This window comes from Duganella sp. Leaf126 (assembly GCF_001423125.1).
Classification (GTDB): domain Bacteria; phylum Pseudomonadota; class Gammaproteobacteria; order Burkholderiales; family Burkholderiaceae_D; genus Rugamonas.
On the sequence record NZ_LMNW01000001.1, the window covers coordinates 765,002 to 779,380 of the forward strand.

The window sequence follows — 14,379 nt, forward strand, 5'->3', positions numbered from 1 at the left end:
ACCGTCCACCTACCGGAGTTGCCATGAAAACCGTGCTCCCCGCCGTGCTGCTGACCCTGGCCGCACTGTCCACCACCCTCGCCTCGCCGTCGGCCCTGGCCGGCGCCGACGGCACCACCCGCATCGACAACATCACGCTCGGCGTGATCGACCTCACGCCCGGCGACGGCGCTCCTGCCGGCTATACGCTCGGTTATGCGGAAAGCCGCTTGCTGACCTATCTGAACACCGTCAACAACGGCGGCAGTTACACCCAGACCAGCGTGTTCCCGGCGCCGTACGGCGCTGGTCAGGCGCAACTGCCCGCCAATGCCGGTCCCGGCACCGCAGTGGCCAGCACTGCCGGCGGCATCGGCAACCTCACCTCCAGTGCCGCGGCCGACGCCACGCTGGGCACCGGCAATTACCTCGGCGCCGAGGGCACCCAGCAACTGTCGCTGACGCTGGCGCCGCACAGCCTGCTCACGGTCGGCGGCGACCTGTTTACCCAGGTGCGCCGCACCCTCGACCCCGGCGTACAGTACGCGCTGTTCGGCTGGGCCTCGGTCTTCATCACCGACGCCGACGGCACCACCACCAGCCTGCTCACGCGCGAGAGCGCCCTCAACACCTGGGATCCGCTGGCCACGCTGGCCGAGCGCCAGGAACGCTTCCTGCTGGCCTTCGCCAACCCCGGCGACAGCGCCCTGCTCCTGAACCTGCGCTTCCTGGCGCTGACCGACATCACGGTCAGCCCTGTCCCGCTGCTCGGCGGCGTCGCCCCGGTTCCGGAGCCCGGCACTTACGCCCTGCTGCTGAGCGGCCTGCTACTGACGGGCACCCTGGCCCGGCGCCGCGCTGCAGGCGGCCAGCGTCCGATCCGGCGGCCGTGCTAAAAAAAAGACCAGGCGCGCAGGCCTGGTCTCGGGGCGTGCCGGCACGCATGCCGGCGATCAGCTGACGATCAGAAGAACGTGTAGCTGGCGCTCACGCCGATGCGACGGAACTGGAACGAGTCCGCATAGCCACGACGCCATTGGATCGGCGCCGCTTGGTCGAACAGGTTGTCGATGTACAGCATCAGCTTGGTGTTCTTGATGCCGGTGTAGGCCAGGTTGTAGTCGACCGTGGTGTTGCTGCCGACATGACCGCAGGTGTCGAGATTGGCAGCTGCGACCTTGTTGGTGGCGCAATACGTCATCGCGTCCAGGCTGTTGTTGCTAAAGCCGCTCAGGTAGTTGAGCGTCAGGCCGTTGTCGAAGTTGCCCGACTTCAGGTAGCCGCGCAGCTTGGTGTTCAGGCGCGAACCGAGGTCATAGGTGCCAGCCATGTTGACGTCGTAAGCACCGTTGGCCACGCTGTACTGCTGGTACTTCCACAGATAGCTGCCCTCGAGCTTCAGGCGCACCTGACCGAGGTCGGTGTTGAAGCGACCCGAGGCGTCGAAGTCGAAGCCCGACGCGCGGGTCTTGCCACTGTTGACGTACGGGTTGTACAACAGGCCGATGGCGCCGACGCCGCCGAAATTGACCGTCGTGTTCGGTGCGTATTTTTTCACCAGGGTGATGAATTCCGCATCGGACGCGCTGTTATCGACGCGCACCAGCTGGCCCGCAGGCAGGCTGGCTTCGCCGCGCAGGATGTCGGAAACCGGGCGGGTACCGATCTCGTCCTTGCGTTCGATGTGGTAGTAGTCGAGCGCCATGGTCCAGTTCTTCACCGGCTCGAACACGAAGCCTGCCGTGACCGAACGCGAGGTTTCCGGCTTCAGGTCCTTGTTCGACGACACGAACGTCGGAATGCCGGCCTTGCAATCGGCATTGACGAAGGTGTTGGCGCGGGTCTTGTCCGCAGTGGCGGACGCCGGCACCAGGTTGCCCAGCGTGCTGGCGATCTCGCAACGGCGCGGGTCGGTGACATTGGTCGCGAACGAGCTGCGACCGAGGCCGTTACCGGTTTCCACCACGTTCGGCGCGCGGAAGCCGCCGGACACGGTCGCGCGCAGCAACAGGCTGTCGGTGGCGTTGTAGCGCAGGCCCAGCTTGGGCGAGTAATGGACGTCGCTGTTGGTCGATTTGTCGGCGCGCAGCGCAGCACTGAGCTCGACACGCTTGATCACCGGGATGGTCGCTTCCGCGAACAGCGCGTAGTGATCCATGGTGTCCTTGACCTGCAGGCCGGCAATGCCGACCAGTTCGCCGCGGAGCACATTGTCCGAGCTGGCCATCTCGTATTTTTCCTGGCGGATGTCGGTGCCGAAGGCAACGCTCAGCGGGCCGGCCGGCAACTGCATCACTTCGCCCGAAACCACGGCATTGGCGAACGCAATCTTCGATTCGCCGGTGGTGGTACGTACCGGGAACATCGAATCGAGCAGGGCGTAATCGTTTTGCTGACCGAACTTGTAGGTACCGTTGACGATGGCGTCGGTGTAGCCTTTGGCGCTGGCAGCGCGGGTGGCCTTGGTCGCTGTCGACTTCATGTAGCCGACCGACGATTTCCAGTCGAAGTCGCGGATGTCGCCGCTCAGGCTCAGCATGGCGCGCGACTGGTCGGACTCGGTGCGGTTGAAGTTGAAGCCGTTACCGGTGTCCATCAGGCGCGCACGGTATTCGACCGGGACGTTGTACGGATTGTTCGGATGACCGACCGGCAGCTTCGGATAGAAGAACGGGCCCACCATTTTGCCGTCGATGGCGTTGTACCAGGTGCTCGACGAGCTGGTAGCCGAACCATTGCTGGCATTGAGCGGCGGCACGATGTAATCGTTGCTGGCGCCGGCGGCGGTGATCTCGAAGTTGGCATCGACGCTCTTGCCGATACGGAAGTGCGTATTGCTGGCCACCGCGTAGCGCTTGGCGTTGGTGCTCAGTCCCGTGTACGGCAGCACGTCCAGCTTGCACAGGCCGTCCGCCGGATCGATGGCGTCGGTCGGGCAGCCGGCTGCGCGCACCTGCTTGCCATCGGCCTGCAGGTAGTTACCGGTAGGCGAAAACACGCTCTTGGCGTCCCAGGTCGAGCGCGCCGGGGTCTGGCGATGCCATTCCGGATAGTGGCTGCGCAGGTCGCCCACGCTGAAGCCGTCGCTCTTGTACGCTTCGTAGGTCAGGTAGGTATTGAAGCCGTTCTTGTCGATATCGCCCCAGCCGACGATGCCGGAAACGCTGCGGTTGCGCTGGTCCCGGAAGCCGTCCGATTCCTTGTAGTTGCCGGTGATCTTGGCGCCTTCGAAATCCTTGCGCAGGATGATGTTGACCACGCCGGCAATCGCGTCCGAGCCGTAGATGGCCGAGGCGCCGTCTTTGAGGATCTCGATCCGGTCGATGGCGGCCGCCGGAATGGCGTCGAGGTTGGTGAAGTTTTCCTGGGCGCCATCGGCCAGGCCGTACTGGGCGATACGCTGGCCGTTGACCAGCACCAGCGTGGCGACCTTGCCCAGGCCGCGCATGCCGACTGCCGACGAACCGGTGGCAAAGCTGCCCGAGCTGCTGGTCGACGAATTGATGCTGGTGCTGATGGCGGACGATGCATTGAGGATGCCCAGCGCCGAGGTCTCACCGGTGCGCTCGATGTCGTCGCGGTTGAGAATCTGGATCGAACCGGCAGCTTCCTGCTCGGTACGCTTGATGCTGCTGCCGGTGATCTCTACGCGTTGCAGCTTCGGTTGGTCCGCTGTCTCCTGCGCTGCACTGTGCTGCGAAAATGCCAAACCCAGCGCCATGGCCACAGCGCTTTTTTCATGGTGTGTTTCAAAACTACTCCTGAAAGATTGATCTACTTTGCGTTTTTCAGTGCGACCGCACTTATAACGTCTGGGCAGCAATTTCGCACAATATTGGTGCGCAGGAGAAGAGGCAAAGCCGTTTTTAGGATGGCGAAAGGCAAAAAAGCCCGTATTTTGTTGTATTTTTGTTGTAGCGCTGGTTACCGCTTCATGCGATTGAGCAGGTGGGCGCGCAGCATGCGGGCGCCGTTGGCGTCGAGCGGGGCCAGCACGTGGCGGGCTGCGGCGGGGATGTGGGCCGCTTCGCTGCCATCGCTCTCGAACACATAATGGCGGAACAGTTCCTGCCAGGCCTGGCGCTGCGCCGGCGGCAGATCGCGCATGGTCAGCAGCGCATGCAGCAGCGTGGTGGCCGGTGTGTCCATATAGGCGGGCGACTGCCGCCACCAGTAGTTCACCAGCACGTTGAAGCTGTCGAGCGCTTCGATGTGGTGCCACCACATGCTGGGGATGAAGATGGCGTCGCCGGCAGCCAGTTCGGCCTGCTGTCCGTGGGCCCAGGCCTCGGCAAAGCGCGGATAGCGGGCCGGGTCGGGCGCGGTAAAGTCGACCAGGCTGACCGCCTGGCCGGCCGGCGTCAGGTCCAGCGGGCCGATATACAGGTTGGCCAGTTGATCGGGCGGGAACAGGGTGAAGCGGCGGCGCCCGGCCGCCACGCAGGCCAGGTTATCCGGTAAATCGTAGTGGGCCGGAATGCGGGTACGGTTGCCGACCCAGATGCTGGCCAGCGCATCGCGGCCGCCAAGGTCGATATCGTTTTCAGCACGCAAGCCCGGCAGGCAGGCGTCGATCGTGGTCGAGCCCACGTACAGCGTGGGCGGGCGCGCATCGTCGCGGTGGGCGCGCAAGGCGTCGAGCACGGCGTCGAAGCGGACCTGCTGCATGGTGAAATTAAAGCCGCTCAGGTCGTCGTTGTAAAAGATCCGCCCGTCGATCTCGGGCGCGCCGTGCATGGCCATCACGGTGGCGTCGCGATAGAAGCCGCGCAGGTAGGCGTCCGCCGCGGCCGCCGAGGTGCGCGCAGCGCGCACCAGCGGCCAGTGCGCTGCCAGGCCGCGCAGGACCACCGGTTCGGTGGCGGTCAGCACCGTGTCGGGCAGCGGCGCGCCGTTGCTGCAGTCGATGTCGGTAACCGGTTTAACCACGGTTGTTGCGGTCGATGAGGGCGCGGAAATTCGACAGCGACGCCACCACCATGTAAATCGGCAGCAGGTAGCCGGCGCGGTGCAGGCGGTCGAGCGCGGTCGCGTCCAGCGCCGCCAGCACCTCTTCGTTGATCGTGTACAGGCCACCGAGCCGGCGTTCGCTGCCATCGGCCAGTTCGACCTCGAACGTGAAAGGCTCGAGCAGCGCATGCGCTTGCAGCGCAGCGATGAAGTCGGCCATGGCCAGCATGCCTTCGTGCAGCGTGAACAGCATCGAATTGATCTCTTCGAGGTAAGGCGCAGGACTGCCCTCTTCCAGGAACACGGCTTGGCCCTCTGCGGGGCCGCAGCGCAGGCGGGCGCTGTCCTGGTCCACGTGCACGGTCAGCTCCTGGCCCGAGACGCCGATCAGGAAGGGCTGGCGGCGCACGGCCAGCGGCACGTAATCGGCATCCCAGCCACCCTCAGCATTGGCATCGGCATCGGTCAGGAACAGGTTTTCGCCGGCCGCCAGGCCGAACAGGGCGAGCGCCTCGAAACCGCTGTCGGTGGCACGGAACACGATCGGATAATGGGCCTGCACCTGGCGGAACTCGGCCGCGACGATGGGCGCGGCCATCTGGTCGTCGCCGAAGGCGGCGCCGTAGCCGGTGCGCACGCGCAGGTGTTGGTGGGTAATATTGTTGAGTAAGACTGGCTTGGCCATGGCTCGCTGAATGGAGGTTCGTTTAAACAAGAAAAGGGCGACGTGTGACACGCCGCCCCCGGTTACACCACGATGTGGCCGATCAGAACTTGTAGCGCGCGCCCAGCATATACCGCGGACCGGCCTGCGTCACGTTCAGCGTGGAGCGGCTGGTGCGGCCGTGCTGACGCTGGGTCTCGTCGGTCAGGTTGATCGCCTCGAGCTGGAAGCTCAGGTTCTTGTTGTAGTTGTAACCGATGCTGACGTCGGTCTGGCCATAGCTGTCGGTGTACACCGGCGCTGCCTTGCCCGAACCATCGACGGTGGCCGCGAGGAACTCGCCGCGCCAGTTGTACGCCAGGCGCACCGACCACGTCTCGTTCTCGAAGATACCGACCACGTTGGCCGAATTGCTCAGCCCCAGGATCGCGAACTGGTCGCTGATATTGGCATTGTCGTACTTGAGCGGCGAGCGTACATAGGTGTAGTTGGCCTGGACGCCAAAGCCGGTGCGGCCGAACATGTGCTGGATGTTCGCTTCGGCGCCACTGACGCGGGCCGAGCGCTGGTTGGCATAGCTGGTGGTCAGGAAGTTGGCCAGCGGATCGGTCGGCAAGCCCGTGATATTGCCCTTGAGATTGCCGTCGGAGTTCACGCCCGTGCGCTGCACGCCCGGCTGACCGTCGTAGTTGCTCAGGATGTAGTTGCGGATGCAGTTGGTGTCCGCCACCGTGCAACCGCCGTTGGCCAGCGCCGCCTTGTAATAGGCGCCGCCGACCGGCGTGTGCAGGTCGTACAGCGATTGCGGGACCACGATGGTGCCGGCGTAGTTGTCCATCTCCTTGCGGAACAGGGCCAGCGAGAACACGCTCTGCTTGTCGTAGTACCACTCGTAGGACAGGTCGAGGTTTTTCGATTTCACCGGTTTCAGGGCCGGGTTGCCGACCGAGGCCGTGCCGTTGTAGGTGCTGGCAATGGTACCCAGGCTCAGGCCGCCCTGCAGCTGGTCGTAACGGGCGCGGCCGATGGTGGTGCCGGCGCTGGCGCGCAGCTTCATGTCGGGACGCAGATCGACGTCGAAGTTCAGGTTAGGCAGCAGGTTGGTGTACGACGAACCCGTTTCGGACAGGGAAATGCCGCCGAAGGTGACGGGCAGCTCGTTCTGGGACACCCAGACCATGGCCGTGCCGGGTTGCACCTGCGCCACCGAGGTCACCTTGGTTTTTTCGAACCGCAGGCCGACCGAGGTGTGCATCGGCATGGCCGTGTCCCAGTCGGTATTGAACGACGTGTACACCGAGCTGGTCTTTTCCGTCAGGCGGCGATCGGTGTCGGCGCTGGCGAAGTTCGGCAGGTAGGCAGCCTGGTTGCCGACGGCGTTGGCGGTCAGCGCGCGCACGGTGGCGAAGTCGAACGTGTACAGGCTGCCGAACAGGTTGGGCGAGCTGCCGATCTTGCTGAAGTAATCGCCGAGCGGGTTGGCCTGGTACAGATTGGCCGGGTAGTCGGACGCCTTGCTGGCGCCGCTCCAGGTGTTGTTCTGGACGTTCGAGTAGGTCGAGCGGTTCGACGACTTGATGTAGCCGGCGCCGAATTTGACGGTCGAGGCATCGAGCACCTGCCAGTCGCCGCCGGCTTGCACCTGGTCGATCTTCGATTTCTCATAGCTGTTGTGGAACCACGAACCGGTGCCCTGGATCGGCTGCGCCGTCAGGTTGGCCGCCGGCATCGAGACGATCGGCAGCTTGTTGGTGAAGTCGACCATGGTGTCGCCACGGCTGAAGGTCGCGTTCGACAGGTTGTTCTCGGTCCCGAACGGGCTGTCGGCGCCCGATTCGGCGGTCGAGTGGTGGGCGTCGAACTGCAGGCGCAGGGCGTTGGTGGCCTTCCACACGGTGTTGAAGCCGATCGACTCGTTCTTGGTCTTGGTGGCGTAGTCGCCGCCCACGATCGAGATGTCCTGCGGCGTCTTGTAGGTTTCCATGTAGGTCAGCGGCGTCTGCACGTGACCGCCTGGCCAGCTGCTGGTGGACGTCGGCGTCTGCGCGAACCATACGCTCAGTTCGTTACGCTTGGTCTGCACCTTGTTTTCCGAATAGGTGAAGTCCAGCGTGCTGGTGATGTCCTTGACCGGACGGAATTGCAGGGCCAGCTGGCCGTTGGTGCGCTGGCGCTGGATGCCGTTGACGCCATAGCCGAAGTTTTGCGGGATCGAATAGACGTCGGTCGGGCCGGGACGGTTGGTAATCTTTTCCGAACCGGGCTGGCCCGGCTGCGGCAGCGTCGACCCTTCGGTCGTATCCGAACCGAGGTGCGGATCCTGGTAACCATTGGCCAGGCCGGCGCGGTTGAAGCCCGAGTTGCGCTCCTGGTAGCTGGCGCTCACGGCCACACCGAAGCGGCCGTCTTCGCTGGTGTTGGTATAGATGCCCGAGATTTCCGGGGTCACGCTGTCGCCCTTGAGCATGCTTGGCAGGTGCTTGTTCGAGGTGTCGTTGACGGCCTTGATGCCAATGCTCGAATGCATGCCGGGATTGTCGAACGGACGGGCGGTCATCACATTGATGGTGGCGCCGATGCCGCCGGTCGGGTTGTCGGCGCGGCCGGACTTGTACACCTGCAGCTGCGAAATCGCTTCCGACGCCAGGTTCGAGAAGTCGAACGAACGGCCGCCCAGGTCGCCCAGGTCGGTGGTCGGCATCTGGCGGCCGTTGAGCAGCACCAGGTTGAAGTCGGGACCGAGGCCGCGCACGGTCACTTTCTGCCCTTCGCCGTTGCTGCGGTCGATCGACACGCCACTGATGCGCTGCAGCGACTCGGCCAGGTTGGTATCGGGGAATTTACCGATGTCGTCCGCGACGATGCCATCGACGATGCCGTCGGCATTGCGCTTCATGTTCATGGTGGATTGCATGCTGGCGCGGATGCCGGTCACGACCACTTTCGGACCGTCGACATCGCCAGGCACGGGCGCCGATTGCTGGGCATGGGCCGGTGCAAAAGTGGCGAAGCTGGCGCACGCGCCGGCCACGGCCAGGGCGATCAGACGACGTTGCCTGGGCTGGCGGCTTGAAAACGTTTTCATGTGTTGCTGCATTTTGTCTCCGTTATGTATCAGTACGTTTTTACGACTTTTTTTCGGGTTAAGCAGACGGGACTACAGTGGTCCCGGGGGACGCGCTTAGCGTGTGGATAGCGCTATCAAGGATAGGAGGAAAATGATTTTTAGTCAATTCAACTCGTTAATTGTTCGAGACAGACGCGAGAGTGAGGTAAACGCGCAACGGTTTGCGCCCATAAAAAAAGCCGGACGTTACCGTCCGGCCTGATCAGCTGGCGATGCGCTGCACCGCCCCGCTGGAATCCGATTATTGCAGTTTGATTTCGACGTCAACACCAGCTGGCAGGTCCAGCTTCATCAGGGCGTCAACGGTCTTGTCGGTTGGATCGACGATGTCCATCAGGCGCTGGTGGGTGCGGATCTCGAACTGGTCGCGCGAGGTCTTGTTGACGTGCGGGGAACGCAGCACGTCGAAGCGCTGGATACGGGTTGGCAGTGGGACTGGGCCTTTGACCACGGCGCCGGTGCGCTTGGCGGTGTCAACGATTTCCAGTGCGGACTGGTCGATCAGCTTGTAGTCGAAAGCTTTCAGACGGATACGGATTTTCTGGTTTGGTGCGGACATGACTTTTCCTTGAAAAGAGCGAACTGGCTACTTTGTAGCGCCAGCATTTAAAAAGAACGATGTGGTTCAGTCTTACAACCGAGCCCAGCATGGTATCACACCTTGCGGGGACATCGCGAAACCTGCTGCGCGTCCCGCTATCGCCGCTCCGTTGCTCAGCGTACCTCCGTACGCTTCCGCTACTCCCGACGATAACGAACCGCTCGCAACGGTTTTTCGACGCCCCCTTGCCGGGCCCGGTTTATTCAGCGCTCAAAAATTAAGCGATGATTTTTGCAACAACGCCGGCGCCGACGGTACGACCGCCTTCACGGATAGCGAAACGCAGACCTTCTTCCATCGCGATCGGGTTGATCAGCTTGACGGTGATCGACACGTTGTCGCCTGGCATAACCATTTCTTTGTCGGCTGGCAGCTCGATCNCGCAGACCTTCTTCCATCGCGATCGGGTTGATCAGCTTGACGGTGATCGACACGTTGTCGCCTGGCATAACCATTTCTTTGTCGGCTGGCAGCTCGATCGAACCGGTCACGTCAGTCGTACGGAAGTAGAACTGTGGACGATAGTTGTTGAAGAACGGGGTGTGACGACCGCCTTCGTCTTTCGACAGCACGTAGATCTCGCCGGTGAAGTGGTTGTGCGGCTTGATCGAGGCTGGCTTGGCCAGCACTTGRCCACGYTGCACGTCTTCACGCTTGGTGCCGCGCAGCAGCAGACCGACGTTGTCGCCAGCYTGACCCTGGTCCAGCAGCTTGCGGAACATTTCCACGCCGGTGCAGGTGGTTTTCACGGTGTCGGTGATACCRACGATTTCGATCTCTTCGCCGACCTTGATGATGCCGCGCTCGACACGACCGGTCACCACGGTACCGCGGCCCGAGATCGAGAACACGTCTTCCACTGGCATCAGGAAGGCGCCGTCCACTGCGCGCTCTGGCGTAGGGATGTAGCTGTCCAGTGCTTCGGCCAGGGCCATGATGGCTTGCTCGCCCAGTGGGCCGGTGTCGCCGTCCAGTGCTTTACGTGCCGAACCTTTGATGATTGGCAGGTCGTCGCCTGGGAACTCGTAYTTCGACAGCAGCTCGCGCACTTCCATTTCGACCAGTTCCAGCAGCTCTTCGTCGTCGACCAGGTCGCACTTGTTCAGGAACACGATGATGTATGGAACGCCAACCTGACGGGCCAGCAGGATGTGCTCGCGGGTCTGTGGCATTGGGCCGTCAGCAGCCGAGCACACCAGGATYGCGCCGTCCATCTGCGCTGCGCCGGTRATCATGTTCTTGATGTAGTCGGCGTGGCCTGGGCAGTCAACGTGGGCGTAGTGACGGCCAGCGGTTTCGTACTCAACGTGGGCGGTGTTGATGGTGATGCCGCGTGCTTTTTCTTCTGGTGCAGCGTCGATCTGGTCGTAGGCTTTCGCTTCGCCNCCAGCGGTTTCGTACTCAACGTGGGCGGTGTTGATGGTGATGCCGCGTGCTTTTTCTTCTGGTGCAGCGTCGATCTGGTCGTAGGCTTTCGCTTCGCCRCCGAATTTCTTCGACAGAACGGTTGCGATTGCAGCGGTCAGGGTGGTTTTGCCGTGGTCGACGTGACCGATGGTGCCTACGTTGACGTGCGGTTTAGTCCGCTCGAACTTTTCTTTTGCCATTTTGAATCATCCTTAAAACATTGTTTGAAATATGCGGCCCGGTGATCGACCGGACCGCAATGACACTAATTACTTGGCTTTCGCGGTAACGATCGCGTCGATCACGTGCTTAGGCGCTTCCGAGTAGTGCTTGAATTCCATCGTGTAGGTTGCACGGCCTTGCGTTGCGGAACGCAGGGTGGTCGAGTAACCGAACATTTCCGACAGTGGCACTTCGGCTTTGATGATCTTGCCACCGCCGCCTGGGATTTCGTCCATGCCCTGCACCATACCGCGGCGGGACGACAGGTCGCCCATCACGGTACCGGCGTAGTCTTCCGGCGTTTCCACTTCCACAGCCATCATCGGCTCCAGGATGACTGGCGATGCTTTGCGGCAGCCTTCCTTGAATGCCATCGAAGCGGCCATCTGGAACGCGTTTTCGTTCGAGTCCACGTCGTGGTACGAACCGAAGAACAGCGTGACCTTGACGTCCACCACGGGGTAACCCGCCAGCACGCCGGTGTTCAGGGTGCCGCGCACGCCTTTTTCCACCGCAGGGATGTACTCGCGTGGCACGGTGCCGCCCTTGATGGCGTCAACGAACTCGAAGCCCTTGCCTGGCTCTTGCGGTTCGATCTTCAGCACCACGTGACCGTACTGACCACGACCACCGGATTGCTTGACGAACTTGCCTTCCGATTCTTCGCAGGTCTTGCGGATCGTTTCGCGGTAAGCCACTTGTGGCTTGCCGACGGTCGCTTCCACGCCGAATTCGCGCTTCATGCGGTCAACGATAATTTCCAGGTGCAGCTCGCCCATACCACCGATGATGGTCTGGCCCGATTCTTCATCGGTCTTCACGCGGAACGACGGATCTTCCTGTGCCAGGCGGTTCAGCGCCAGGCCCATTTTTTCCTGGTCGGCCTTGGTTTTTGGTTCCACGGCCTGCTGGATCACCGGCTCAGGGAAGACCATTTTTTCCAGGGTGATGATCGAGGTCGGATCGCACAGGGTTTCACCAGTGGTCACGTCTTTCAGGCCCACGGCAGCGGCGATGTCGCCGGCGCGCACTTCCTTGATCTCTTCGCGCTGGTTGGCGTGCATCTGCAGAATACGGCCCAGACGCTCTTTACGACCTTTAACCGAGTTGTACACGGTATCGCCGGCATTGACCACGCCCGAATACACGCGGAAGAAGGCCAGCTGGCCGACGAACGGGTCGGTCATGATCTTGAATGCCAGCGCCGAGAACTTCTCGTCGTCCGATGCTTTACGGGTGACTGGTGCTTCGTCTTCGTCGGTACCGCCCACGGCAGCGATGTCCACCGGCGATGGCAGGTATTCGATGACCGCGTCCAGCATGGCCTGCACGCCCTTGTTCTTGAAGGCGGTGCCGCACAGCATAGGAACGATTTCCGAGGCGATGGTACGGGTACGCAGTGCCTGCTTGATCTCGGCTTCCGACAGGTCGCCTTCTTCCAGGTACTTGTTCATCAGGTCTTCGGTCGCTTCAGCAGCGGCTTCAACCATCTTCTCGCGCCACTCGGCAGCCGAATCGGCCAGCTCGGCAGGGATATCGACGTAGTCGAACTTCATGCCTTGCGAAGCGTCGTCCCACAGGATCGCTTTCATCTTGACCAGGTCGATCACGCCCTTGAAGTTGTCTTCAGCGCCGATCGGAATCTGGATCAGGACCGGGTTCGCCTTCAGGCGGGCGCGCATCTGCTCGTACACCTTGAAGAAGTTGGCGCCGGTACGGTCCATCTTGTTGACGAAGGCCAAACGTGGCACTTTGTACTTGTTAGCCTGACGCCACACGGTTTCCGACTGTGGCTGCACGCCGCCGACTGCGCAGTAAACCATGCAGGCGCCGTCGAGCACGCGCATCGAGCGCTCAACTTCGATGGTGAAGTCGACGTGGCCCGGGGTGTCGATGATGTTGATGTGGTGCTCAGGGAAGTTGTTGGCCATACCCTTCCAGAAGCAGGTCGTCGCTGCCGAGGTAATGGTAATGCCGCGCTCTTGTTCCTGCTCCATCCAGTCCATGGTGGCGGCGCCATCGTGAACTTCACCGATCTTGTGGTTCACGCCCGTGTAGAACAGAACGCGCTCGGTGGTAGTGGTCTTACCTGCATCGATGTGAGCGGAGATACCGATGTTGCGGTAGCGCTCGATGGGGGTCTTGCGGGCCATAATTAATCCTAAATCTTTTAATGGACAAAACCGAGCACCATTTTTTGTGACAAAAAATGAGCCCGGCCTCGAACAACAGATAACAACCAGACCACAGTGGCCCGGTCGATTTTATTAGAAGCGGAAGTGCGAGAACGCCTTGTTCGCTTCTGCCATACGGTGCACTTCATCACGCTTTTTCATCGCACCGCCGCGGCCTTCAGCCGCTTCCATCAGCTCACCGCCGAGGCGTTGTGGCATGGATTTTTCGCTGCGCTTGTTCGCAGCTTCACGCAGCCAACGCATCGACAGCGCCATGCGACGGACTGGGCGTACTTCAACCGGCACCTGGTAGTTTGCACCACCGACGCGACGGGATTTTACTTCAACCAGCGGCTTGGCGTTGTTGATTGCGGTGGCGAACACTTCCAGCGGGTCTTTGCCCGACTTGGCAGCGATGTGCTCGAAGGCACCGTAGATGATGTTTTCTGCGACCGATTTTTTACCGGACAGCATCAGAACGTTCACGAATTTGGCGACATCCGTGTTACCGAATTTTGGATCCGGCAGGATTTCGCGCTTGGGTACTTCACGACGACGTGGCATATCAATTCCTTTCAATCTTCAGTTGAGGTGCGCAGATATGGGATTCGCACTCTCGCGGAGGGTCATCATAACCATCCACTTACTCGACCATTTCCGGTCGATTACATTCACTTAGCTAGTTGCCACTGAGCGAAAACTTTTAATGCAGATTACTTCTTGGCCTTGGCACGCTTGGTACCGTATTTCGAGCGAGCTTGCTTACGGTCTTTGACGCCCTGGGTATCGAGTGCACCGCGAACCATGTGGTAACGCACACCTGGCAAGTCTTTGACACGGCCGCCGCGCAGCAGGACAACGCTGTGCTCTTGCAGGTTGTGGCCTTCACCGCCGATGTACGAAATGACTTCGAAACCGTTGGTCAGACGCACCTTGGCGACTTTACGCAAAGCCGAGTTAGGCTTCTTAGGAGTGGTGGTGTACACACGGGTGCAAACACCGCGCTTTTGCGGGCTGTTTTCCAGCGCCGGCGATTTGCTTTTCACGGTCAGGGCGACGCGTGGATTGCGAATCAGTTGATTGATGGTTGGCATCGTTCTAAACCCAACTTAATAACAACGTGGACAACCCGGACGAAGTCCGGGGACGAATCTCAGTCTCGATCGAGCGGACGCTGCAAGCGCGCAAAGCCGGCCTCAGGAACCAGCCAAAAACAGCGTATACGATGCGCACACTAAATAGAGAACTCGAAAGT

Annotated in this window: 9 protein-coding genes and 3 pseudogenes; 1 reads left to right on the forward strand and 11 read right to left on the reverse strand. The window is 61.4% G+C overall.

The annotated features are described in order from the left end of the window. Window positions 1-23 precede the first annotated feature (23 nt). Entirely contained in the window at window positions 24-875 is an 852-nt protein-coding gene (locus ASF61_RS03310) for a PEP-CTERM sorting domain-containing protein (RefSeq protein WP_056151029.1), read from the forward strand. A gap of 68 nt (window positions 876-943) precedes the next feature. On the opposite strand, the gene ASF61_RS03315 is transcribed toward ASF61_RS03310, so the two are convergent. The 11 genes and pseudogenes from ASF61_RS03315 to rpsL form a co-directional block, all read right to left on the reverse strand. Next, window positions 944-3,700 (reverse strand): TonB-dependent siderophore receptor, encoded by a 2,757-nt coding sequence (locus tag ASF61_RS03315; RefSeq protein WP_056151030.1) that lies wholly within the window; start codon window positions 3,698-3,700, stop codon window positions 944-946. A gap of 203 nt (window positions 3,701-3,903) precedes the next feature. Further along, a complete protein-coding gene (locus ASF61_RS03320; protein WP_056151033.1) occupies window positions 3,904-4,908 on the reverse strand; it encodes a cupin-like domain-containing protein in 1,005 nt (334 codons plus the stop codon). Beyond that, window positions 4,901-5,614, reverse strand: a complete 714-nt coding sequence (locus ASF61_RS03325) for a SapC family protein (protein WP_056151035.1) — start codon at window positions 5,612-5,614, stop codon at window positions 4,901-4,903. Before ASF61_RS03325 ends, ASF61_RS03320 begins: the two co-directional genes overlap by 8 nt. Window positions 5,615-5,696: 82 nt before the next feature. Next, window positions 5,697-8,678 carry a TonB-dependent receptor gene (locus ASF61_RS03330; RefSeq protein ID WP_229205686.1) on the reverse strand — a complete coding sequence of 994 codons (2,982 nt, stop codon included), beginning with the start codon at window positions 8,676-8,678 and terminating at the stop codon, window positions 5,697-5,699. 283 nt (window positions 8,679-8,961) lie between these two features. Continuing rightward, window positions 8,962-9,279 (reverse strand): 30S ribosomal protein S10, encoded by a 318-nt coding sequence (gene rpsJ / locus ASF61_RS03335; RefSeq protein ID WP_005663509.1) that lies wholly within the window; start codon window positions 9,277-9,279, stop codon window positions 8,962-8,964. A gap of 259 nt (window positions 9,280-9,538) precedes the next feature. Then, window positions 9,539-9,619, reverse strand: a pseudogene (locus ASF61_RS24505) (elongation factor Tu); the annotation flags it as partial. Window positions 9,620-9,702: 83 nt separating this feature from the next. After that, window positions 9,703-10,706, reverse strand: a pseudogene (gene tuf, locus ASF61_RS03340) (elongation factor Tu); the annotation flags it as partial. Window position 10,707: 1 nt separating this feature from the next. Then, a pseudogene (locus ASF61_RS23860) lies at window positions 10,708-10,928 on the reverse strand (GTP-binding protein); the annotation flags it as partial. Window positions 10,929-10,997: 69 nt separating this feature from the next. Further along, the gene (gene fusA / locus ASF61_RS03345) at window positions 10,998-13,103 is read right to left on the reverse strand and encodes an elongation factor G (protein WP_056151039.1); all 2,106 of its coding nucleotides are present in this window, start codon (window positions 13,101-13,103) and stop codon (window positions 10,998-11,000) included. Between the two features lie 114 nt (window positions 13,104-13,217). After that, on the reverse strand, window positions 13,218-13,688 hold the full coding sequence (rpsG, locus tag ASF61_RS03350) for a 30S ribosomal protein S7 (RefSeq protein WP_008444271.1): 471 nt from the start codon (window positions 13,686-13,688) through the stop codon (window positions 13,218-13,220). A 149-nt stretch (window positions 13,689-13,837) separates the two neighbouring features. Further along, window positions 13,838-14,218, reverse strand: coding sequence for a 30S ribosomal protein S12 (gene rpsL, locus ASF61_RS03355; RefSeq protein ID WP_019923502.1), 381 nt, complete (start codon window positions 14,216-14,218; stop codon window positions 13,838-13,840). Window positions 14,219-14,379: the final 161 nt, after the last annotated feature.

Bases quoted from the DNA above. Each gene is read 5' to 3' on its own strand.
- ASF61_RS03310 (WP_056151029.1), top strand. From the start codon at position 24: ATGAAAACCGTGCTCCCCGCCGTGCTGCTGACCCTGGCCGCACTGTCC.
- ASF61_RS03315 (WP_056151030.1), bottom strand. From the start codon at position 3,700: ATGGCGCTGGGTTTGGCATTTTCGCAGCACAGTGCAGCGCAGGAGACA.
- ASF61_RS03325 (WP_056151035.1), bottom strand. From the start codon at position 5,614: ATGGCCAAGCCAGTCTTACTCAACAATATTACCCACCAACACCTGCGC.
- ASF61_RS03330 (WP_229205686.1), bottom strand. From the start codon at position 8,678: ATGAAAACGTTTTCAAGCCGCCAGCCCAGGCAACGTCGTCTGATCGCC.
- rpsJ (WP_005663509.1), bottom strand. From the start codon at position 9,279: ATGTCCGCACCAAACCAGAAAATCCGTATCCGTCTGAAAGCTTTCGAC.
- fusA (WP_056151039.1), bottom strand. From the start codon at position 13,103: ATGGCCCGCAAGACCCCCATCGAGCGCTACCGCAACATCGGTATCTCC.
- rpsG (WP_008444271.1), bottom strand. From the start codon at position 13,688: ATGCCACGTCGTCGTGAAGTACCCAAGCGCGAAATCCTGCCGGATCCA.
- rpsL (WP_019923502.1), bottom strand. From the start codon at position 14,218: ATGCCAACCATCAATCAACTGATTCGCAATCCACGCGTCGCCCTGACC.